This window comes from Natronomonas marina, from assembly GCF_024298905.1.
Taxonomy (GTDB): Archaea; Halobacteriota; Halobacteria; order Halobacteriales; family Haloarculaceae; genus Natronomonas; species Natronomonas marina.
Genome location: NZ_CP101154.1, coordinates 2704403 through 2724974 on the forward strand (window position 1 = coordinate 2704403; position 20572 = coordinate 2724974).

At 68.2% G+C, this 20572-nt stretch carries 21 protein-coding genes; 9 read left to right on the forward strand and 12 right to left on the reverse strand.

Translation table 11 applies throughout. The features are described 5' to 3' along the window. Positions 1 to 48: 48 nt before the first annotated feature. Positions 49 to 207 (reverse strand): antitoxin VapB family protein, encoded by a 159-nt coding sequence (locus NLF94_RS14480; protein WP_254838337.1) that lies wholly within the window; start codon positions 205 to 207, stop codon positions 49 to 51. A 133-nt stretch (positions 208 to 340) separates the two neighbouring features. Between NLF94_RS14480 and NLF94_RS14485 the strand changes: the two genes are divergently transcribed. Then, positions 341 to 1405, forward strand: coding sequence for a hypothetical protein (locus NLF94_RS14485; RefSeq protein ID WP_254838338.1), 1065 nt, complete (start codon positions 341 to 343; stop codon positions 1403 to 1405). A 171-nt stretch (positions 1406 to 1576) separates the two neighbouring features. Here NLF94_RS14485 and NLF94_RS14490 read toward each other — a convergent pair whose 3' ends face one another. Continuing rightward, positions 1577 to 3310, reverse strand: coding sequence for a Rieske (2Fe-2S) protein (locus NLF94_RS14490; RefSeq protein ID WP_254838339.1), 1734 nt, complete (start codon positions 3308 to 3310; stop codon positions 1577 to 1579). 123 nt (positions 3311 to 3433) lie between these two features. Between NLF94_RS14490 and dnaJ the strand changes: the two genes are divergently transcribed. After that, on the forward strand, positions 3434 to 4573 hold the full coding sequence (gene dnaJ, locus NLF94_RS14495) for a molecular chaperone DnaJ (RefSeq protein ID WP_254838340.1): 1140 nt from the start codon (positions 3434 to 3436) through the stop codon (positions 4571 to 4573). Positions 4574 to 4601: 28 nt separating this feature from the next. On the opposite strand, the gene NLF94_RS14500 is transcribed toward dnaJ, so the two are convergent. The 6 genes from NLF94_RS14500 to NLF94_RS14525 all read right to left on the reverse strand — a co-directional run bounded on the left by NLF94_RS14500 (position 4602) and on the right by NLF94_RS14525 (position 9279). Next, positions 4602 to 4892 carry a transcriptional regulator gene (locus NLF94_RS14500; RefSeq protein WP_254838341.1) on the reverse strand — a complete coding sequence of 97 codons (291 nt, stop codon included), beginning with the start codon at positions 4890 to 4892 and terminating at the stop codon, positions 4602 to 4604. Between the two features lie 30 nt (positions 4893 to 4922). Continuing rightward, positions 4923 to 5894, reverse strand: a complete 972-nt coding sequence (locus tag NLF94_RS14505) for a nucleotidyltransferase family protein (RefSeq protein WP_254838342.1) — start codon at positions 5892 to 5894, stop codon at positions 4923 to 4925. A 184-nt stretch (positions 5895 to 6078) separates the two neighbouring features. After that, positions 6079 to 6798, reverse strand: coding sequence for a diphthine--ammonia ligase (locus NLF94_RS14510; protein ID WP_254838343.1), 720 nt, complete (start codon positions 6796 to 6798; stop codon positions 6079 to 6081). 42 nt (positions 6799 to 6840) lie between these two features. Continuing rightward, positions 6841 to 7968 carry a DUF373 family protein gene (locus NLF94_RS14515; protein ID WP_254838344.1) on the reverse strand — a complete coding sequence of 376 codons (1128 nt, stop codon included), beginning with the start codon at positions 7966 to 7968 and terminating at the stop codon, positions 6841 to 6843. Positions 7969 to 8028: 60 nt separating this feature from the next. After that, positions 8029 to 9024: a signal peptide peptidase SppA gene (sppA, locus tag NLF94_RS14520; RefSeq protein ID WP_254838345.1), complete on the reverse strand. Its 996-nt coding sequence runs from the start codon at positions 9022 to 9024 to the stop codon at positions 8029 to 8031. A gap of 72 nt (positions 9025 to 9096) precedes the next feature. Next, positions 9097 to 9279, reverse strand: coding sequence for a hypothetical protein (locus NLF94_RS14525; RefSeq protein WP_254838346.1), 183 nt, complete (start codon positions 9277 to 9279; stop codon positions 9097 to 9099). A 156-nt stretch (positions 9280 to 9435) separates the two neighbouring features. On the opposite strand from NLF94_RS14525, the gene NLF94_RS14530 reads away from it, so the two are divergent. The 3 genes from NLF94_RS14530 to NLF94_RS14540 are packed head-to-tail and all read left to right on the forward strand — an operon-like array spanning position 9436 to position 11083. Continuing rightward, a complete protein-coding gene (locus NLF94_RS14530; RefSeq protein ID WP_254838347.1) occupies positions 9436 to 9900 on the forward strand; it encodes a PUA domain-containing protein in 465 nt (154 codons plus the stop codon). A gap of 38 nt (positions 9901 to 9938) precedes the next feature. Further along, positions 9939 to 10340, forward strand: coding sequence for a nascent polypeptide-associated complex protein (locus tag NLF94_RS14535; protein WP_254838348.1), 402 nt, complete (start codon positions 9939 to 9941; stop codon positions 10338 to 10340). Continuing rightward, the gene (locus NLF94_RS14540; protein WP_254838349.1) at positions 10337 to 11083 is read left to right on the forward strand and encodes a methyltransferase domain-containing protein; all 747 of its coding nucleotides are present in this window, start codon (positions 10337 to 10339) and stop codon (positions 11081 to 11083) included. The genes NLF94_RS14535 and NLF94_RS14540 overlap by 4 nt, the downstream gene beginning before the upstream one ends. On the opposite strand, the gene NLF94_RS14545 is transcribed toward NLF94_RS14540, so the two are convergent. Continuing rightward, positions 11064 to 11633 (reverse strand): DUF6517 family protein, encoded by a 570-nt coding sequence (locus NLF94_RS14545; protein ID WP_254838350.1) that lies wholly within the window; start codon positions 11631 to 11633, stop codon positions 11064 to 11066. The two genes, NLF94_RS14540 and NLF94_RS14545, sit on opposite strands and share 20 nt — an antisense overlap. 242 nt (positions 11634 to 11875) lie before the next feature. Further along, the gene (locus NLF94_RS14550) at positions 11876 to 12202 is read right to left on the reverse strand and encodes a transcription factor S (protein WP_254838351.1); all 327 of its coding nucleotides are present in this window, start codon (positions 12200 to 12202) and stop codon (positions 11876 to 11878) included. A gap of 95 nt (positions 12203 to 12297) precedes the next feature. On the opposite strand from NLF94_RS14550, the gene NLF94_RS14555 reads away from it, so the two are divergent. The 3 genes from NLF94_RS14555 (at position 12298) to NLF94_RS14565 (ending at position 15862) form a co-directional block, all read left to right on the forward strand. Further along, entirely contained in the window at positions 12298 to 13581 is a 1284-nt protein-coding gene (locus tag NLF94_RS14555) for an MFS transporter (protein ID WP_350355830.1), read from the forward strand. Between the two features lie 57 nt (positions 13582 to 13638). Next, positions 13639 to 15432, forward strand: coding sequence for a S9 family peptidase (locus NLF94_RS14560; protein WP_254838352.1), 1794 nt, complete (start codon positions 13639 to 13641; stop codon positions 15430 to 15432). Between the two features lie 139 nt (positions 15433 to 15571). Beyond that, entirely contained in the window at positions 15572 to 15862 is a 291-nt protein-coding gene (locus tag NLF94_RS14565) for a DUF8028 family protein (protein ID WP_254838353.1), read from the forward strand. 384 nt (positions 15863 to 16246) lie between these two features. Here NLF94_RS14565 and NLF94_RS14570 read toward each other — a convergent pair whose 3' ends face one another. Continuing rightward, positions 16247 to 17779: a lipopolysaccharide biosynthesis protein gene (locus NLF94_RS14570; protein WP_254838354.1), complete on the reverse strand. Its 1533-nt coding sequence runs from the start codon at positions 17777 to 17779 to the stop codon at positions 16247 to 16249. A 114-nt stretch (positions 17780 to 17893) separates the two neighbouring features. Beyond that, positions 17894 to 19870, reverse strand: coding sequence for an AMP-binding protein (locus NLF94_RS14575; RefSeq protein WP_254838355.1), 1977 nt, complete (start codon positions 19868 to 19870; stop codon positions 17894 to 17896). A 120-nt stretch (positions 19871 to 19990) separates the two neighbouring features. Between NLF94_RS14575 and NLF94_RS14580 the strand changes: the two genes are divergently transcribed. Then, positions 19991 to 20566, forward strand: a complete 576-nt coding sequence (locus NLF94_RS14580; RefSeq protein ID WP_254838356.1) for a GNAT family N-acetyltransferase — start codon at positions 19991 to 19993, stop codon at positions 20564 to 20566. Positions 20567 to 20572 lie beyond the last annotated feature (6 nt).

Sequence of the window (20572 nt, forward strand, 5' to 3'; positions counted from 1 at the left end):
GACGGCTCTTACGCCGGGGGTCGGTACCGATTCATCCCGGAGACGAGATTACTCCGAACCGACGTGGTCGCCGCCGTGGGCCAGCGTCCGCTCACCGGCCTCGTAGATATTGATGAGTTCGTTTATCAGTTCGTCGTGCGATTCGCCGTCCCGCTGGAGTCCGTCGAGCCGTTCGAGCGTTTCCTCGCTGATCTGGATTTCGGGCATGGTCGACGGTTCGGTACACTGACAGATAAACCCCCGGACTGGCCAGCGCCACTCGGCCTCGTTCCGGAACAGCCGTCTTTTATTTTGATATGAATTAGGAAATTTTATTTTCTATTCTTGTAATCGATAGTCTATGGGTGAGAAAGCTAATCCGACAGGATCGGACGGTATCACGGAATCTGTCGCCCGACGCGGCGTGCTCAAGCGACTGGGGACGGCGGCAGCCGTCGGAGCCGGGTCGACCGCGACGTTCACCGGGCGAACCCGGGCCTCCGAATGTAGTTACGGGATCGTCATGTCGGAGGGGACCACGTATAACCTCCGTCGAAACGACGAAGCCGACGGCAGACGGACGACGACGTTCCACGTCGACAACAACTGGGGGTTGACGTTCACCGGGGTAGACAGCAACGAGAACTACACGTTCGAGACGAACGGGGTGTTCCACACCTACATCGACGAGGAGGACTACGTGACCGACTGGAACACTCAGGAAGAGGTCAAACTGGACGTCGCTCTCAGGGGGAACGACTACGGCGACACCGACATCCTCGAGGCCTCGAAGTGGATGGACGACGGGAGCGTCGAACCGTTCACGACCCTCTCGGGGCTGTACGGACCGGCATACCTGGACTGGAAGAACGAACACAAGAAGAACAGCGAGAGCGAGGCGTCCAGCGAATCCGAGATCAAGAGCGCCATCGACCGGAGTGATTACGTCGACAACGACGTTCCGGAGTGGGTTCAGGGAGCAGCGTTCGCCGCGGGCGTCGCCGCCGGTGGCCTCTCCGGGGGTGCGCTTCCGCTCATCATCGGTGGGACGGCGTTCGCGGTCGACACCATCGCCTTCGTCGAGTGGCTGGCGGACTTCAAGGACGACGCAGGCAAGAACACGGAACACCCGTACGAGAACGGCAACGAGTCGTTCTACTACTGGTGGAACCCCGAACATACCCTCGGCCTCACCTCCGTCAATTCCGGATTCACCGTCTCCGTAGACGGCCAGGAATCCGAGCCGTTCTACGTCGACATCAAGCTGAGCTACGACGTCGACGAGCTAAACGGAGCCTACGGCAAGGACAAGCTGCTCGACACCGATAACGTCGCCCACTGGACGATCGAAATCCCGCCGAACGGCGACAATCCGGTCATGTGCAGCGAGACGTACTACGACGGCAAGGGCCACAGCCATCTGTAAGCGTCACCGGGTTCGATCACGGCTCGACTGTCACTGGCGTAGTTCGATCGTTGCGCCGCACTCGGCGCCTGTCGAAACCGGAGCGTTCCCGGGGCCGGCGGGAAGGCTCCCTGTCGTCCCGATGTGTACGGTGACATCGCCGGTTCGTCTCGATACGCGGGACGGATAGAGTCACTCGGCTTTGTGGAGCCGCTCGCCGCGATGGAGGCGGGTCGCAATCGAGAAGGTCTGTTCGTGCTCGCGTCGGGTCGGGGTGTGAGCGGCGAGGTAGCGGGCGCCGGCGACCAGCGCGAGGCGGCGCTCCTCGTCGTCCAGAGCGTCGAACCGACGGAAGGCCGCCGGGACGTTCTGGAGGGTGTGGAAGTCGGCGTCCTCTCGGAGCAGACCGCGGCCGAGGACGGCCTTCAGGTCGGCGGGGTCGCCGTCGCACTCGAAGTGTTCGACGACGAGGCGGGCGGCGCGGTTGACGGCGCCCTGCTCGTCGAAGCACTCCAGCAGCTCCGAGCGTATCTCCTGGGGGTCGCGGCCGGCTTCTGCGGTCGGGACCGGCGCTCGCGGGCTGTTGAGGAAGCGGTCCAGATAGACGCTCATCGCGCCGTCGAAGGCCGCACGGTACAGTTCGGTGGCGTCGGTGCGGTCGGCCAGCTCGTGGGCGGCGTTGGCGTAGACGAGGGTGTGATGCACCGTGTCCCAGTCGTTGAACTCGTTGTTGGTGGCGAAGTAGGCGACCCGGCGGGTGGCCGCACGAGCGACGGCGTCGGTGAGTTCCCGCTGGGTGGCGCCGGCGGCGATGGCGTCACAGAGTGCCTCGACGATGGCTTCCGGGTCCTCGCCGAGCAGCGTCTCGACGAAGTCGTCGGGTTCGTCCCACTCCCGGCCGGACCCGGCGGCGACGAGGTCGTCGAGGCGTTCGCGGGCGTCGAAGCACAGCGCGGCGATGTCGACGGGCTGGCGCCACGACGAGAGTTCCTCCGAGCGGGTCGCGCCGGTGAGTTGCGGCACCGTCGAGGCCAGCACCGGCGCGGCGTGTTCCTCCCAGCCGAGGTGGTCCAGCGTCGTCAGCGCGCTGTTGACGAAGTCGAGCGTGTGACTCGAGTTCATGTAGAGGTGGTCGGTGGCGGCCGCGACCAGTATCTCGACGACGTCGGCGGGCGGCAACGTCTCGACGGCCGTCAGGAGCGTCCGTTCGGCGCCGTCCTCGTCGCGAACTTCGCAGTTCGCGCGGAACCAGGACTTCAGTCGCTCCTTCGAGAGGTCGCGGTTCTCGAAGGCGTGCTGCTGGAAGCGGGGCGCCTCGCCGGCGACGTTGTCCGATACCTCTCGGACGCCCGTGAACATCGCCCGCCGCCTGTCGCGACCGCCGACGTCCCGGTGGATTTCCGCCATGTAGGACAGTGACGTCAGCCCGCGGCCCCACCCCGAGGCGCGGTACTTCGTGCCGAAGTTCGCCGCCGTCTCCAGCGGCGTCCGGAAGCCGTCCCCGTGTTCGTCAACGCCGATGACGGCCTTCGCCTGCACGAGCGTGATGTCCTCCTGCATCCCGTCGGCCAGGCGGTTGCGCCACCGGGTCGCCGGCGGTACCGTCGGCTCCGGGTCGGGGTCGATGCGGACCTCGCCGTCGCCCACCTCGACGGGGAACGTCTGGACGTCGTCGGCCCACGGGTCGAAGGTGTCGCCCTCAGCCAGTTCGAATCGGGCGTGGTGCCAGTGGCAGGTCAGCACGCCCTCCTCGACGGTGCCGCGGACGAGCGGAAATCCCATGTGCGGACAGCGGTTGTCGACGGCGTGGACCTCCTCCTCGTGGAAGAACAGCGCGACGGCCCGGCCGTCGTACTGGACGACGGTTCGGCCCTCCTCCTCGAGGTCGGCGAGGTCACAGACGGGGACGTAGTTCTCTGCGGACATACTCCCAACGAGGGGACTGGGTGTGTTAACCGTTATCTGAAGCGCGTTTTTGTAGGTCCGACGACACCTGCCGGCCGCGACCCGTTCTTTTGAAGTGTCTCAATCGTCTACAGCCGGTAAGCGATGAGCGAGGACTTCTACTCGGTGCTGGGCGTCGACCGCGACGCGAGCGAGGAGGACATCAAGCGGGCCTACCGCGAGAAGGCCTCGGAGTACCACCCGGACGTCTCCGACGACCCGAACGCCGAGGAGAAGTTCAAGAGGATTCAGGAGGCGAAGGAGGTCCTGCTCGACGACGAGAAACGCCGGATGTACGACCAGATGGGCCACGAGCGGTTCCAGCAGGCCGACAAGCGCGGCGCGACCGAGGGCGGCGGCGCCGGCGGCATGGGCGGCGGTCCCTTCGGCGGTGGCGGCGCCGGCGGCATGAACGACATCTTCGAGCAGTTCTTCGGCGGCGGTGGCGGCGGCCGGTCGGGTCCCCAGCAGGGCGCCGACCTCAAGACCCGCCTGACCGTCGACCTCGAGGACGCCTACGAGGGCGTCACCAAGCAGTTGACCGTCGCGCGGCCCGAGCGGTGCCCGGACTGCGACGGGAAGGGCCACCCGCCGGAAGCCGACGCCCGGACCTGCTCGGCCTGCAACGGCCGCGGCCAGCAGCGGACCGTCCGCCAGACGCCGCTGGGCCGCGTCCAGCAGACCCAGACCTGCCAGCAGTGCGAGGGCGAGGGGACGGTCTACTCCGAGACCTGTTCGACGTGTCGCGGCGACGGCCAGGTCCGCAACGAGGCGACGCTACAGGTCGAGGTGCCCGCCGGCATCCAGAGCGGCCAGACCCTCCGGATGGACGGCGAGGGCGCCCCCGGCGAGGACGGCGGCCGGAACGGCGACCTGCTCGTCGAAATCGAGGTCGAGGACAGCGAGGCCTTCGAGCGGAACGGCGACGACCTCCGCTACCGGATGCCCATATCCTTCCCGCAGGCGGCCTTCGGCGACACCGTCGAGGTGCCCACGCTGGACGGCGCAGTCGAGATGGACGTCCCCGCCGGCACCCAGAGCGGCGAGACGTTCCGCCTGCGGAACAAGGGGATGCCCCACCTCCAGCGGCGGGGACACGGCGACCTCTACGTGAAGGTGCAGGTCGTCACCCCGGAGAGCCTCAACGAGGAGCAGCGCGAGGCTCTGGAGGCGTTCGCCGAGGCCGGCGGCGAGGAAATCGACGTCGAGCAGGGCTTCTTCGAGAAACTGAAGAACTCCTTCTGACCCGGCGTCCCCGGCCGGCGCGCGACGACTACCGGATGGTGTAGGTCGGTTCGGTCACGTCCTCGCTCTTGCACTCCGGGCACCGCGAGGGACGGTTCGTCAGGTCGTCGAACCGCTCGAAGCCGCAGTCCCGACACGCCGGCGGCGCCGCGAGCAGTTGCTCGTCGGTGCCCTCCAGCGAGTGGGAGATGTGTTCGACGTGGGAGAGCGCCGCGGCCGTCGTGATTCCGAACTCGCCGGCCAGTCGGCCTGCTTCGGCAGTCTCGTCCCGGAGGAAGTCGGCGATGCGCTGCCGGGTGGTCCGCTCTGCACCCTGCATATCCGCTCTCGGGCGCCGAGAGATAAAACGCTACTGCCCGGTCCCGTTGGTCAACTGGGTGTGGGCGCCGATGAGCGCGCCCGCGAGGTCGATGTTCTCGATGTGGGTCTCCTCGTCGATGATGGTCGACTGGGTCTCGCAGTTCCGGACGGTCGCGTTCTCGAAGACGACCGAGCGGTCCAGCGTCGAGTCGATGATCTCGGCGCCCGGCATGACGTGGACGTTCTCTCCGATAGTCGAGCGCTCGACGGCGGCCGACTCCGCGATGACGCTCTCGCCGTCGAGTTCCCAGGCGATGGCCTCCAGGTACGACTCCGGGGTCCCGATGTCGAACCACGGCTCCTCGAAGACGAAGGCGTGGACCGGTTCCTGCGACTGGAGCCACTGGAGGAACCAGCCCGGTTCGTCGGGGTTGTTGTCGCCGTCGAGGTACTCCTCGAACCGGAGCGATTCGGCCGGGAAGCCGTAGCAGGCGATGGAGACGAGCGTGCTGTTCGGCTCGTCGGGTTTCTCCTGGAAGTCGACGACCCGGTCGCCCTCCAGTTCGACGAGCCCGTAGGACTTCGCCTTCTCGCGGTCGCCGACGTCGTGGGCGGCCAGCGTGGCCGCGCCCGTCCGCTCGAAGTAGTCGACGAACTCCGAGAGGTCGAAGCCCATGAGGTTGTCGCCGGCAACCACCAGGAGGTCGTCGTCGATGCCTTCCCGGTCGACCAGTTGCCCCAGCGCGCCGACGACGCCGAACTTCTCTGACTCCTCGGTCGTGTCCTCGACCGAGAGGCGGGGCTTCTCGAAGTCACTCGCTTCGAGGTGGTCCTCGAACTCCTCGGCGAAGCGCTCGTTCGTCGAGACGTACACCTCCTCGATGCGGTCGTCGTCCTCCAGGGCCCGGAAGATGCGGTCGATGACGGTCGTCTCGCCGATGGGCAGCAGCATCTTCGGGCGGTGCTTCGTGATGGGCCACAGACGCGTCGCGTATCCGCCAGCTAGAACGACGGCTTTCATTGTACGGAACGACAGAACCGCGCGACAAGTGTCTTTTGTTCCGCGTCACCCACGTCCTTATATACGAAACCGTGACCATCGGCGTCATGACCTGAGAAGGGCGACGGTCCGTCGAGGCGGTAGTGCGGGACGCGGACCGTCGATACCCGGCGCGAGCGGTGCGCCGAACGTTCCGCCTGCTCGCCTACTCGCCCAGCCACGCGTCCTCGATGCGCAACGACCCGCGTGTGCCGTCGAACTCCGTCTCGTAGTCGAGTTCGATTCGTCGGTCCATGTGAGGGCCGTCGGTGACGAGCGTCTCGAACTCGCCACCCTCGCCGAGGAGGTGGACGCCGTACTCGTCGCCGAGCGCCGCCAGTTCCGCGAGCGCGTCCGAGTCGAGCGTCCGACCCAGCCAGGACTCGTCGAGCCCGTAGGCGGCCACGCGAACGATGGTGATCTCGAAGCCGGCCGAGAGCATGGCGTCGGCGAGGGCACGGGGCTCCTCCTGCCACAGCGGGGCGAAAAGCTCCGCGTCCAGCCGGTCGCACATCGCCTCGATGCGGTCGGTCTGGTAGCTGCTCTCGACGGCACCGGCGGTGACGCCGTCGATACCTTCGAGTTCGTCCGACAGATCGACCAGCGCGTCCTCGAGCGGCTCGAGTTCCCGGTCGCCGCGAGTCCCCGAGTCCTCTCGCTCGTCGGCGGCGGTCTCGAAGTCGTCCGGCCGAACGTCGACCAGGGGGATGCCGATGCTCTCGGCGGCCAGCGAGGCCAGTTCCGTCGCGGGGACGTGGTACATGAACGACTCGCCGGCAGGATGAACGGTGACCAGTCGCTCGACCGGTCTGTCGGCCTCGAGCGCCCGATAGAGCGCCCACGAGGAGTCCTTCCCGCCCGAAAAGAGGCTCACCCACGGGTCCATGCACCCGGTAGCCGACGGGAGGTGAAATGGCCGTCGGTTCGGTCACTCCGGGAGTTCGTCGAGCCCGGTCTCGGTCCCGTTCATCCGGGAGGCGAACGCGACGCCGAGCAGACTGACGAGGATGCCGGCCGCGACGTACACCGCCAGACGGGACCAAATCGAGAGGACGAACCCCTCGACCGAGACTGCGCCGAGCGTGACCGGCGGGACCGATATGGAGGCGAAGACGCCGGCACGCTCGAGGAAGTAGCCCGTGAAGCCGCGTACGACCAAGCCGATAGCGACGACCCCGAACGGCAGGTTCAGGAGTGCGCTGGAAACCCCTTGCTCGCCGAGCAGGGCGTCGATGAGGCGACCGGTCGCCGCCGCGAGTGCGGCCGCGGCGAACCAGGGGATGCTGGCGTAGATGAACCGGAGCCCGAGCAGGAGTTCACTCGTCGTCTCCATCCCGTTGGCACTGATTCCGCCGGCGAAGACGCCGATGAGCGCGAGCCCCGCACCGACGACGTAGGTGACGAGCGACACCTGCCCGGAGTAGAAGGCGTCCCGGACCCGACCCGGGAGCGTCGAGACGAAGTCGTCGATGCCGAGTCCCTTGTAGAGGAGGAAGGTACCGATGACGGCAGCGATGGCCGACAGCGCGACGGTCACGCTGTCGGCGAGGAGGAGCAACACCGGGAACGCCAGCAGGGCCGCACCGATGGGAACCAGCACGGTCCCCCGTAGCTCCTCATCGCCCAGGAACTGCTTCAGCAGGTAGTAGGTCGACTGGATGTCGTGGGACTGCCGGACGACGACGCGGTCGACGGCGTCGACGCGGACCCGGCTCTCGATTATCGGGACGAGCCGCTCGTCGCTGGCGGAGTCGGTGACGACGATGGCCGCATCGGGGGCGTACTCCTCGACGAGCTGGTCGGTCTGGCGGGCGACGGCGCGGTCGCTGTCGACGCCGTCACCGCCGCCGGAGACGACGGCGACGATGGATTCCTCACCCTCGTCCCGGAGGTCGCGGGCGACCCGGAGCGTCTCCAGCAGGCAGTTGACGCGGCTGTCCTCGGGGTCGTCGACCCCGACGTCGGTGACCAGCGCCTGGACTGCCTCCCAGCCGACGACGGGACTGACCGGACCGAGCCCGCCCTCTCGGTCGACACAGACCACCAGCGTGCTCACGGATACGTCTTCTCTCGAACGGATAAAAGCTTTCAGGCGTACGGCGGTGCCGGAGCCCGTCTACAGGCGGAAGCGGAACTCGCCGTCGGCGTCGGCGAACTGGCCGGCGATACCGGCACCGACGGCGTAGGCGACCCGCTCGGCGCCGCCCCGGAGCCGGGCGGCGACGCTTACGGTCGGCTCCAGTTCGGTCGTCTCGACCTCGGTGCCCAGCAGTTCCTCGAGTCGCTCCTCGACGTCCTCGCGTGGGCCGAGATCGTCGACGAGACCCATTTCGTGGGCCTCCTCGCCGAGGAACACCTTGGCTTCGGTCTCGCGGAGCGTCGCCTCCTCGATACCGCGACCCTCGGCGGCGGTCTCGACGAACTGGTCGTAGTAGTCGTCGACGATGCCCTGCAGGTACGCCCGCTCGTCCTCCTCGAGGTCGGTGAACGGGGACCCGGCCTCCTTGTACTCGCCAGCGGCGAGCTGTTCGTACTCCAGTCCGGCCTTCTCGAGCAGCTCCGAGGCAGTCAGCCGCGAGCCGCGAACGCCGATGGAGCCGACGATAGATCCCTCGCGGGCCCACAGTTCGTCGCAGCCGCTGGCTATCCAGTAGCCGCCACTGGCACAGACGTCGGTCGCGTAGGCCACCGTCGGCCCGTCGAACCGTTCGGCGGCGAGCCGGATGTCGTCGCTCGGGACGACGGCGCCGCCGGGGGTGTTCAGCCGGAGCAACAGCGCGTCGGCGTTCTCGTCGTCGTCGGCCCGCTCGAGAAGGTCGACGACGTCGTCGGCGTCGGGCCTGCCGGGCGAACCGGGCGGGAACCCGCCCGAGTCCCGGGTTATCGGCCCCTCGACGGCCACCTCCGCGACGTTGTACCCCGGCAGGACGTTCCGGGCGACGTTGCCGCCGATGCGGAGACCGACGAGTACGGTCCCAACGACCAGAAGGACGCCGAGCAACTCGGCGGTCGAGTCCGGCGTTCGAAAGAACAGTACCCATCCGACGACGGCCGCGATGGCCGCGACGAGAAGCGCGACAGCCGTCCGGGTCAGATCCCTCAGTTCGGTCATCGTGAGAGGGCAGACGGCCGGCTAGCTGTTAAGTGTGGCCGACCGGCACTGTGTCGCGGATACGGCGGCGAATCAGACCGCGGCGTCGTCCTCGGACATCCCGACGAGGAGCGACCCGGCGGCGAGGCCGAGTGCAGCCACACCGGCCAGCAGGTCCGGCACCGGCGTCTGCATGGTCCCAGCCGCGAGAATGACGATGCTACTGACGAGGAGGGCCGCCGCACCGATTCCGAGTTTGCGCACGTCCGTTGCCATGTTCGACCGTTGGTAATTTCTTCTCTTAAATCTCCCGGAATCGACGGATGCGCGTCGGTGTGACACACCGAATCCACCTGCCACACGAAGTGATAAGAGAAGCCATACCACAGTGTTCCCGAAAGGCGTATCCCCCTCTCACGCCACGTCGGTGATATGGAGCGTGGGCTCGACGCCCTGGAGACGATCGCCGACTACCAGTTCGGCCGCGGAGCGGGGGCGGCGCTGTTCGACGGGTCCGTCGAGATCCGGCGGACGAGTTCCGGTCGGCCCCAGCAGGTACTCGTCGACGGCGAGCGGGTCGTCTCCTACGGGACCGACGGCCGGTTCACGCTCGGGGCGGCCGGCGGCCGACGGCTCCAGCGGACGCTCGACCCCCCGGCCTACCGGGTGATCGTCGGCGACGACAGCGAACCGTTCGTCCGCGACGGGAAGAACGTCTTTGCGAAGTTCGTCCGGGAGGTCGACCTGGTCGTCCGTCCGGGCGACGAGGTGCTCGTCGAACACTACGACGGCGACCTGCTCGCCGTCGGGCGCGCGGAACTGTCCGCCGACGCTATGAGGGACTTCGAGACCGGAATGGCCGTCTCGGTCCGCGAAGGCGTACCCGGCGACCAGTAACGTCAGGCTTTTTGGCGCCTCATCCCCTCGGTCCGGGTATGTTCGGAGGAGGCGGCGGGATGAACCCGCGCAAGATGAAGCAGATGATGAACCAGATGGGTATCGACCTCACCGACATCGACGCCGAGGAGGTCATCATCCGCACCGAGGACACCGAGTACGTCTTCCACGACGCCGACGTCCAGCGGATGGACGCCCAGGGCCAGCAGACCTACCAGGTCGTCGGGGAACCCGACGAGCGGCCGCGAGGCGACGGCGAGACAATCGAGACGGACGACGACGACGGCGACGCCGACGCTGACGCCGGCGGCTCGGAGATTGCCGATCAGGACGTCGAAATCGTCGCCCAGCGGGCCGGCGTCTCCGAGTCCGAGGCGCGAGAGGCCCTCGAGGAGACCGGTGACCTCGCCGCTGCGGTCCAGCGCCTCGAGTCGGAGTGAGCGACCGACGAGTACTGCTCGTCCGGGGCAACCGGGAGTTCCTGCTGGAACCGGGCGAGACGCTGGAGTCCGACCTCGGCGTCCTCGAACTCCCCGAGGACGTCGAACCCGGAACGACCGTCGAGACGCATCTCGGCGAACCATTCGAGGTGCGCCGCCTCCGGGGGACGGACCTCTTCGACCACCTCGAGCGAACGGGCGCGCCGATGATGCCCCGCGACGTCGGTCTGGTGGTGGGGCACACCGGCCTGGCGGCGGGCGACAGCGTCCTCGACGCCGGGACCGGGACCGGCGTGCTCGCGGCGTACCTCGGCCGTCTCGGTGCCGAGGTGACCACCTACGAGCGGGACCCCGAGTTCGCCGAGGTGGCGCGGGCGAACATGGACCTGGCCGGTGTGACCGACCGCGTCGAGGTCCGGACCGGCGACCTGCTGGAGGCGCTGGACGACATCGAGAAGACGTTCGACCTCCTGACGCTGGACACCGCCGACGCGGCCGCCGTCGTCGAGCGCGCGCCCGACCTCCTCGAACCCGGCGGGTTCGTGGCGACGTACACGCCGTTCGTCGAGTCGGCCCGCGACTGCGTCGAGGCCGCACGCGAGGCCGGGCTCTCGTCGGTGGAGTCCCTGGAGACCATCCAGCGCGAGATGGAGTTCGACGACCGTGGCTCGCGCCCCTCGACGGCCGGCGTCGGTCACACCGGCTACCTGACGTTCGCCCGCTTTACTCCACGGCTCGAATGAGGTCCAGCAGTTCCGACTCGTAGGCGTCGGGGTCGGTCTCGACCCACTGCTGGAGCCCCGTCGTCGGGTAGGCGCCGCCGGCGACGTGGAAGTGGCCGTCGTGCCACACCACGACCGCCCCGAGGACGCCGACATCGGTGTCGTCGAGCGGGAGCCGCGCCCGGTGGGGCGTCATCCTCGCGCGGTGCTCGCCGAGCCGGACCGTCTCGGTGTCGCCGTGGGCGATGTCCTCGAAGCCCCGCTCGCGGAGTTCCTCGACGAAAGCCGCCTTCGACTCCCGGACGACGTAGGGCCGGGCGACGGAGGCCATCCCGAACCCCGGCGAGGGCGTGATGTCGAGCCGGGAGGCGAAGAAGAACCGCCAGACGCGGTCCTCGCCGCCGGCCGCCACGATACGCTCCCGGAGGTCCTCGTCCTCGTAGATCGCGGTGTGGCCGGTGACGGAGACGCCGAGCCCCTCGAACACCGTCTCGGCCTCCGTCCGCGAGAGCGTCCAGCCGGTCCCGGCGAGCCGCGACTCCGGGAGCGTAGGTGGGTCGGCTTCGCCCATACGTGGTCGTGACGGCGAGGGTAAGTCAATGCACCTGATGCGGAACTGTTGGCCAGGGCGAACCTGAGATTCGCTGGAAGGACGGGGATAGTCCCCGGACGCGACCGCAGGGAGTGTCCGGTAGCGCGCGCGGACTAACGCGCTCGACCGCAGGGAGAGCGCGGCAGGAGCACGCGCGCATATTTTCCCCACGTTTTTGCCGACCCCCTCGCGCAGCGAGAGGGTCGTGTAAAAAGTGGTTGCTAGTGATCGTCCTCGCGCCACTTGTGCTCGCACTCGGTGCAGGTGAAAAACCGGGTCTCGGACTCGTCGGCGGCCCGGATCTGCTTCATCTCGTAGCGGGCCCGGTCGTGGCCGCACTCGGGACAGCGAACCTCGGTCGTCGGGCCGATCTCCTCGTCGTCGACCTCGGACATGTCGACGGGACCGCTGTCGGTGTCCTGTCCTTCCGTCGTCGTCATCGCGCTCTCGGTGCCGGCGTCGCGGGCCTTCTCGAAGCCGCAGGAACGACAGACCCACACCCCGTCCTCGCCGTGCATCATCGAACCGCACTCGTCGCAAAACTCCATGTTCGTGTGTCAGGCCCCGCGCCGTACTTAAACGGCCGGGTTCGCCGCCGGTCGGCTTCGGAAGCGTGATGACAGGGGCGTCCCATCGGCCGATAATGTTCGGGACGGACCGCCGTGTGGTCGTCTTGGCGCTGGCCCGCATGGCCGACGCCGTCGCGAACTCGTTTCTCATCATCGTGTTGCCGCTGTACATCGGCAGCGGCGAACTGGTCGTGCCGCTGGAGGGTGCGACGGTGGCCGGCTACCCGCTGACCCTCGAGTTGCTCATCGGCTTCGCGCTGTCGCTTTTCGGCTTCCTCAACAGCTCCTTCCAGCCGCTGACGGGTCGGGTCTCCGACCGTACCGGTCGCCGGAAGGTGTTCATCCTGTTCGGACTGGCGGTGCTGTCGGTGACGGCCGTCGCCTACGCCTTCGTCGACACCTACGAGGCGCTGGTCGTCGTCCGGGCGATACAGGGCCTCGGCGGCGCGTTCGTCATCCCGACGACCATCGCGCTGGTGAACGACCTGGCCAGAAGCGACGCCCAGCGGGGCGGCAACTTCGGCGTGTTCAACACCTTCCGGCTTCTCGGGTTCGGGTTCGGTCCCATCGTCGCCGGACTCGTCGTCAGGGGCGGCCCCTACCGGCCGGGCGATCTCTTCCTGTCGGGATTCGACGCCGCCTTCGGCGTCGCCGTCTTCGGGGCGCTGGTCAGCTTCACGCTCGTACTCGTGCTCATCGACGAACCCGACATCACGACGGCCGACACCGGCGACGACCTCTCGGTTTCGGTCCGGGGCGACGAGCGCGAGCAGTTGCTCGACCCCGTCTTCGTTCTGGGGCTGGGCACCTTCTTCATGGCGGTCACCATCGCCCTGTACGCCACCCTGCAGGAGCCCATCAACGCCCGCCTCGGCCAGGGCCCGCTGTGGTTCGGCGTCCAGTTCGCCGCCGTCGTCATCGCCAACGTGGTCCTGCAGGTGCCCATCGGCCGCGCGGCCGACCGCCTCGGCCGCAAGCCGTTCCTCGTGGGTGGCCTGGTCCTTCTGGCCCCGGCCGTCCTCGCGCAGGGACTGGTCACCTCGCCGTGGACGATGCTCGTCGCCCGTCTTTTCCACGGTGTCTCGGTGGCGATGGTGTTCGCGCCGGGCCTGGCGGCCGCCGGCGACCTCGCCGAGGAGGGCAAGTCCGGGACGACGCTGTCCGTCCTGACGATGGCGTTCGGCTTCGGAACGGCCGTCGGCCCGCTGGCATCCGGGGTGTTGTTCGGCTACGGCTTCGTCGTCCCGTTCGCCTTCGGCGCCGTCCTCGCGGTCGCGGCGCTCGTCCTCGTGGCCACGCAGGTCGAGGAGACCCTCGACGGGGCCCGGTTTTCGACGTTCGTCCCGGGCGAAGACTGAACGCGACGGGGCCCCGGGCGCCCGAACGGATTTGAGCCCTCCACTCCACGATGGGGTGTGTACGACATCGAGCGGTACCTGAGCGTACGGAGCGCCTTCGGCGCCTCGTTCGGCCCGGAGGGGACGCTGGCGTTCCGCATGGACACGACGGGGACGCCGCAGGTGTGGACCGTCGAGGAACCCGGCGGCTGGCCCGACCAGCGGACCTTCTACGACGAACGGGTCACCTTCGCCTCCTTCTCGCCCGAGCGTCGGGAACTGGCCTTCGGGATGGACGAGGGCGGCGACGAGCGCCAGCAACTGTACCGGCTGGACCCCGACGGCACCGTCAGGAACCTCACGAGGGCGGACGCCAAGCACCGGTGGGGCGGGTGGAGCCACGACGGCGACCGGTTCGCGTTCGCCTCGAACCGCCGCGAGGAGGCCGTCTTCGACGTCTACGCCCAGGGCCGCGAGGAGACCGGCGACGACGCCGACCTGCTGCTCGAGGGCGACGGCTGGCTCTCGCTCGGCGGTTGGAGCCCCGACGACGACCGACTGCTCGTCCACGAGGCGTACTCCAGTTTCGACCACGACGTCTCCGCCCTCGACGTCGAGACGGGCGAGACGACACACCTGACCGACCACGGCGACGACGAGATTCGGTACAGTAGCCTCTCGTGGGGGCCGGACGGCGAGGGCGTCTACTGCTGTACGGACCTGGACGCCGACACGCTGTATCTCGCCCGCCTCGACGCCGAGAGCGGCGACATCGAGACCGTCGAGACGGGCGGGGAGTGGAACCTCGACGGCGTCGCCCTGGACGACGAGACCGGGCGGCTGGTCTACTCGCGGAACGTCGACGGCTACACCGAGTTGACGGTCGGCGAACTGGCGGGTGCGACCGAAATAGAGACCCACCCCGACCCGGACGTGCCGGCCGGCGTCGCCGGCGGCGTGAGTTTCGACGACGGCGCCGAGCGGTTCGCCCTCACCGTCACGACCGACACCGACAACACCAACGTCCACGTCGTCGACGTCGAGACGGGCGCGGCCGAGCGGTGGACCGACGCCTCGACGGCCGCGATTCCGCCGGAGACGTTCGTCGCCTCCGAGTCGGTCGGCTACGAGACGTTCGACGGCCGCGAAATCCCGGCGTTCTACGCGGTGCCGGACGACTCGCCGGATGGTAGAACGCCGGTCATCGTCGACGTCCACGGCGGTCCCGAGAGCCAGCGGCGGCCCTCCTTCTCGCCGCTGAAGCAGTACTTCCTCGCGCACGGCTACGCGGTCTTCGAGCCGAACGTCCGGGGGTCGACCGGCTACGGCCGCTCGTACACCCACCTCGACGATATCGAAAATCGGATGGACGCCGTCGCCGACCTGGAGGCCGCCGTCGAGTGGCTCCGCGACCGCCCCGAGGTCGACCCAGACCGCATCGTCGCCAAGGGCGGCTCCTACGGCGGGTTCATGGTGCTGGCGGCGCTCACGGAGTACCCCGAGTTGTGGGCCGCCGGCGTCGACATCGTCGGCATCGCCAACTTCGTCACCTTCCTCGAGAACACCGGCTCCTGGCGCCGAGAGCTACGGGAGGCGGAGTACGGCTCGCTGGCCGACGACCGGGAGTTCCTCGAGTCCATCTCGCCGATAAACAGCATCGAGAACATCGAGGCGCCGCTGTACGTGCTTCACGGGGCCAACGACCCTCGCGTCCCGGTCGGCGAGGCCGAACAGATCGCCGAGAAAGCCGCCGACCAGGGCGTCCCCGTCCGCAAGCGCATCTTCGAGGACGAGGGTCACGGCATCTCGAAGCTCGAAAACAGGATCGAGGCCTACGCCGACATCGTCGAGTTCCTCGACGAGCACGTCTGAGTCGCCCGGGGCCGCCACCGGTCCCGTTGGCCCACCCCGTCGGGGACGCCCCGAACCTATTCTGATAGCGTCCCCGGTTCGATGGGTAACATGATAGCGGGAGACGACAGGTAAATGGCGGACACACGGAGAGATACCGATGCTCGACGACCTCACGACCGCAGAGGGGACGAGCCTGTCAACCGACGCGGTGCCGTCGGAAACCCCCGTCGGGGCCGTGGGAATCCCGGGACTGGCCGCGGCGCTGCTCCGCCGGGTCGCGGCGGGTCTCCGGGCGGCCGCGTTCTGGACGGCGGCCCTGCTGCCGGCCGCGGTCCTCATGGGCCTGCTGGTGGAGCCGCTCGGCCGGCACCTCCCCGCGCTCGCGGGCGTGCTCGCGTTCGACGCCGTCTGTGCCCTCGTCGGTCACGGACACGCGCCCGGAGGCTGATTCCGACGGGACGGCGACCCCGACCGAACCGCAGCGCAGCGGTGGAACTCGCCCGTGGAAACCGCAGTTGACTCGACCACAAGATTATTGTTATGTCATAACATACCATACACCGTCGGAGGTGATGGGTTACGACACCGAACACCAGCCATCGAGCAGTATCGTCCAGTACCGTATCCCGTCCCGAACGGTCGCGTTCGAACCCCGAAAACCCTGTTGGCGCCGTCGGTATCCCGTCCCGGAGCCCCGCTTTCGAGCCCCGTGTCCGGTTCCGCTATCGCCGCCTGTTTTCGACCGCGTCGAGTACGCCGTCGGTGTCGAGCGTCCGCCTCGTAGTGGTGAGACGGCGCGATACTCGTGGCACCGGCCCGCACCGTGAATCGGCTACAGCCGACCGGGGCGAAGGCCGCTGGCGTACCTGTCGGCGAGCTCGCGGATGACGAGTCGGTCCCGCGGGTCGACGCCGAGGACGTCGAGGACAGCCACGTACAGGACCAGTCCGGCGAGGACGCCGACGGGGACGGCCGCTAACCCGGGAACGACGAGCCGAACCGCCCACATACCCGCGAGCGCGACGGTACCCGCCGCCACCGGGGTGAGAAAGGACCTATCGAAGGGCCACAGTCCCTCGAACCGACGCAACAGCAGGACCTGAATCCAGTTCTGGATGGCGATGGCGAGCGAGGTCCCGAGGGCCGCACCCGCGAGACCGAACCGGAGGACGAACGCGTACGTCAGCCCGACGTTGAGGGCCGCGAGCAGCCAGTCCAGCGCCATCCGTGCGTACTGGTGGTCGGTCATCATGAGGAGCCACCCCGTCGCGCCGACGGCACTCCCGACGAACACGCCCCCGAGGTAGACGACGAGCGGGACGTACCCCTGGGTGAACGTCGGGCCGAAGACGGCCAGCAACGCCCGTCCGTACACGAGGAGGACGGCCAGTATCGGGACGACCGTCGTGACGATCAGCCGCGTCACCGACGAGTAGACGGCGTCCAGCGTCTCGACCCGCCCGTCGGCGTGGAGGTCGGAGGCGACCGGTGGCAACAACTGATTGAACGACAGCAACGGTATCCAGGCGACGGTCACCAACACGAGAACCGCGTTGTAGACACCGGCAGCGGCGGCCGAAAGCAGCGCACCGACGAGGAGGACATCGATCCGGTTCTGGAAAATACTCCCGAGACTGCTCATGGCGACCGGTGCGGCGTGGTCGAAGAACCGTCGCGCCTCCCCTCGCGCGCCGCGAAACGTCGGCGTGATGCCCGTCGTCCGGGCGGCGAGCGGAACGACGGCGACCGCGAGTACCCCGGTACAGACGAGGATGCCGCCCGCGACCCCGACGACCGAGTAGCCAGCCCACAGCGCCGCGACCGCGCCGACGAGGCGGGCCGCCGGTCGGAGGAGTTTGTTGAACGTCACCTCGCCGCGGGCCGCGCCGACCGCCCGGAAGATGGCGGCACCGACCGTGACGACGCCGAGCAGGCCGACGAGGGCCCCAAAGACGCGCATCGTCGACACGAACGACGGCCGGCCCACGGTGAGGTCGTCGAGCCACGGTGCGGCGACCCAGATACCGGCGGCCATCAGGAGGCCGAACGTTACCGTCGTCGCGTAGGCCAGCCCCGCGACGACGGCACGCCGATCCGGGTCGTCACGGTAGGCCGGGAGATACCGCTGGAGTGTGGGGACGCTGCCGAACGTGACGAGCGTGGCGAGCAGCTGGGCGATGCGCCACGCCAGCGCGTAGACCCCGTACGCGGCGGGGCCGAGGCCGCGCGCGAGGACGACCTCCACCGCCGTCGTCAGGACGCGCTGCCCGGAGACGCCGGCAGAGGTGACGACGGCACCGTGAGCTATCCGTACCAGTGCTTCACGCTCCTCCTCGGGGACCGACTCCGCACGATCTCGACGCACTCATGTGGCGGTCCGGGTCTCCGTGTCAAAAATCGCGGGGTTTTCGCCGACCACGGCGACCGGATACAGCCGAGCGTCGACGGTTGTCCGGGTCGCGGCCGTCGTTTCGTCCCCCTACCGGGCGTTCTCGACTTCCTCGAGCGCCTCCGGGTTCTCGATCGAGGACATGTCGCCGAGGTCCTCGCCCGTGTAGGTGGCCTCGATGGCCCGCCGGATGATCTTGCCCGACTGCGTCTTGGGGAACTCGTCGACGAACAGCACCTCGCGGGGCCGGAACGGTTTGCCGTGCTCCTCGCCGACCTTCTCGCGCAGTTGCTCGCGCAGTTCGTCCGTCTCCTCGTAGCCCGGTTCCAGCACGACGTAGGTGACGACGGCCGTGCCGGTGGTGTCGTCGGGGACGCCGACGGCGGCGGCCTGGTTGACCGCCTCGTGTTCGATGAGAGCGCCCTCGATCTCGGCGGGCCCGACCTTCCGGCCGGCGACGTTCAGCGCGTCGTCGGCGCGACCGTGCAGGTACCAGAAGCCGTCTTCGTCCTTCTGGGCCCAGTCGCCGTGGTCCCACATCGGCGGGTCCTCGAAGCTCGACCAGTACTCGTGGAGGTACCGCTCGTCGCCGCTCCACAGCGACTTCGTCATCGAGGGACAGGAGTCCCGGGCGACGAGGTAGCCGCGCTCGTTGTCGTCCTTGATCGAGCGGCCCGTCTCGTCGACGATGTCGATGTCCATCCCGAGGCCGGGACCGCCCAGCGTGCAGGGCTTCAGCGGCTGGTTCGGCAGGGGCATCAGGAAGCAGCCGAATATCTCGGTGCCGCCGGAGATGTTGATGATGGGGGTGTCGCCGCCGCCGACCTCCTCGTAGAACCACATCCAGGATTCGGGGTCCCACGGCTCGCCGGTGGAGCCCAGCAGCCGGAGCGAGGAGAGGTCGTGGCCATCGACCCACTCGTCGCCCTGCTTGCGGAGCGCGCGGATGGCGGTCGGGGAGATCCCGAACTGGGTGACGTCGTGGCGGTCGATCAGCTTCCAGAACCGGTCGGGCTCGGGGTGGTCCGGCGCGCCCTCGTACATCACCATCGTCCCGCCGAAGGTGTGGGTACCGATGAGCGTCCACGGCCCCATCATCCAGCCGACATCCGACACCCAGAAGAACCGGTCGGAGGGCTTGAGGTCGAAGCCGAAGTACACCTCCTTTGCGGCCTGCATCTGGGCACCGGCGTGGGTGTGGACGATGCCCTTCGGCGTGCCGGTCGTGCCCGACGAATAGAGGAGCATCGACTCGTCCGAGGCGTCGAGTTCCTTCGTCTCGTAGTCGTCGTCGGCCTCGGCGACGGAGTCCGACCAGTAGACGTCCCGGCCGTCGGTCATGTCGGGGTCGCCGTCCTCGAAGCGCCGGTAGACGACCACGTCGGTCACGTCGTGGTCGGCCTCGTCGATGGCCTCGTCGGCGGTGTCCTTCAGGGTGACCTGCGAGCCGCGCCGATAGAAGCCGTCGGCGGTGAACAGCACGTCGGCCTCGGGGTCCTCGATGCGGGTGGCGGTTGCCTCGACGCCGAACCCGGAGAAGATGGGAACCGCGATGGCGCCGGCCTTGAAACAGCCGTAGAGGATGGAGATGACCTCCGGCACCATCGGCATGTACAGCGCGACGGTGTCGCCGGTCTCGACGCCGACCGACTCGAGGTAGCTGGCCACCTGGTTCGACGTGCGGGCGAGTTCGTGGTAGGTGAAGTCCCGCGTCTCGCCGTCCTCGCCCTCCCAGATGCAGGCGACCTTGTTGCGGCGCTCCTCGTCGCGGGCCGCGTGGCGGTCGACGGTGTTGTGGGCGACGTTCAACTCGCCGCCGGGGTACCAGTCCGTGAACTGCGGGCCGTCGGTGTCGTCCCGGACCGCGTCGTAGGGCTCGTACCACTCGATTCCCAGGTAGTCGGGGAGTTCGTCCCAGAACCACTCCACCTCCGACGTCGTCCGCTCGATAAGTTCCTCGTAGTCGTCGATGCCGTACTCCTGCATGAACGCGTGGACGTTGGTGGACTCGACGAACGCCTCGTCGGGTTCGTACACCACCTCGTCGAACTCCTCGAGGGACTCCATAGTGGGTGGTGTCCGGAGCCGTCGGCAAGTAGTTTTCTCACGCGCTGAAACAGGAAATGCGTTTATGGTTTTCGCCGACGAGGGGGAACCGTTTTGCGTCGCCCCGCCGTACCCGGCGACATGTACGTCCGGGACGCACGCAACCGCGATGAGGCCTGGCTTCTGGACCACATCGAGGCGATGGGCCTGGACGAGACCGCCTTCCGGTCGCGGGACTACGTCATCGCCGTCGACGAGGAGTCCAACACCCGGGCGGGGTTCGGCCGGATCCGGATCCACAAGACCGATGGGGAGGTCTGCGAGTTGACGAGCATCGGCGTGCTGGACGGCTGGCGGCGCCAGGGGGTCGGCGCACACGTCGTCGAGCGACTCGTCGACGGCGCCGCCACGAACGGCTTCGATGTCGTCTACGCGCTGACGAGCGAACACGACTACCTCTCGCAGTTCGGCTTCGAGGGACTGCCCGCCGAGGACCTGCCCGAGCGCCTGCAGGCCCGCCTCGAGGAGAAGCGGGAGACGCTGGACCCCGAGGCCGTCCCGATGCGAATCGACACCGACCGCTTCAGGATGCCCGACCGCCTCCGGGAGCGGTTCAAGACCGCCGCCGAGGCCGAACCCGACGAGGAGCCAGCCGAATCCGCCGAGGACTTCGGTATCGACCCCGACGACGCGACCTACAAGTACGACACGAGCTGATACCCG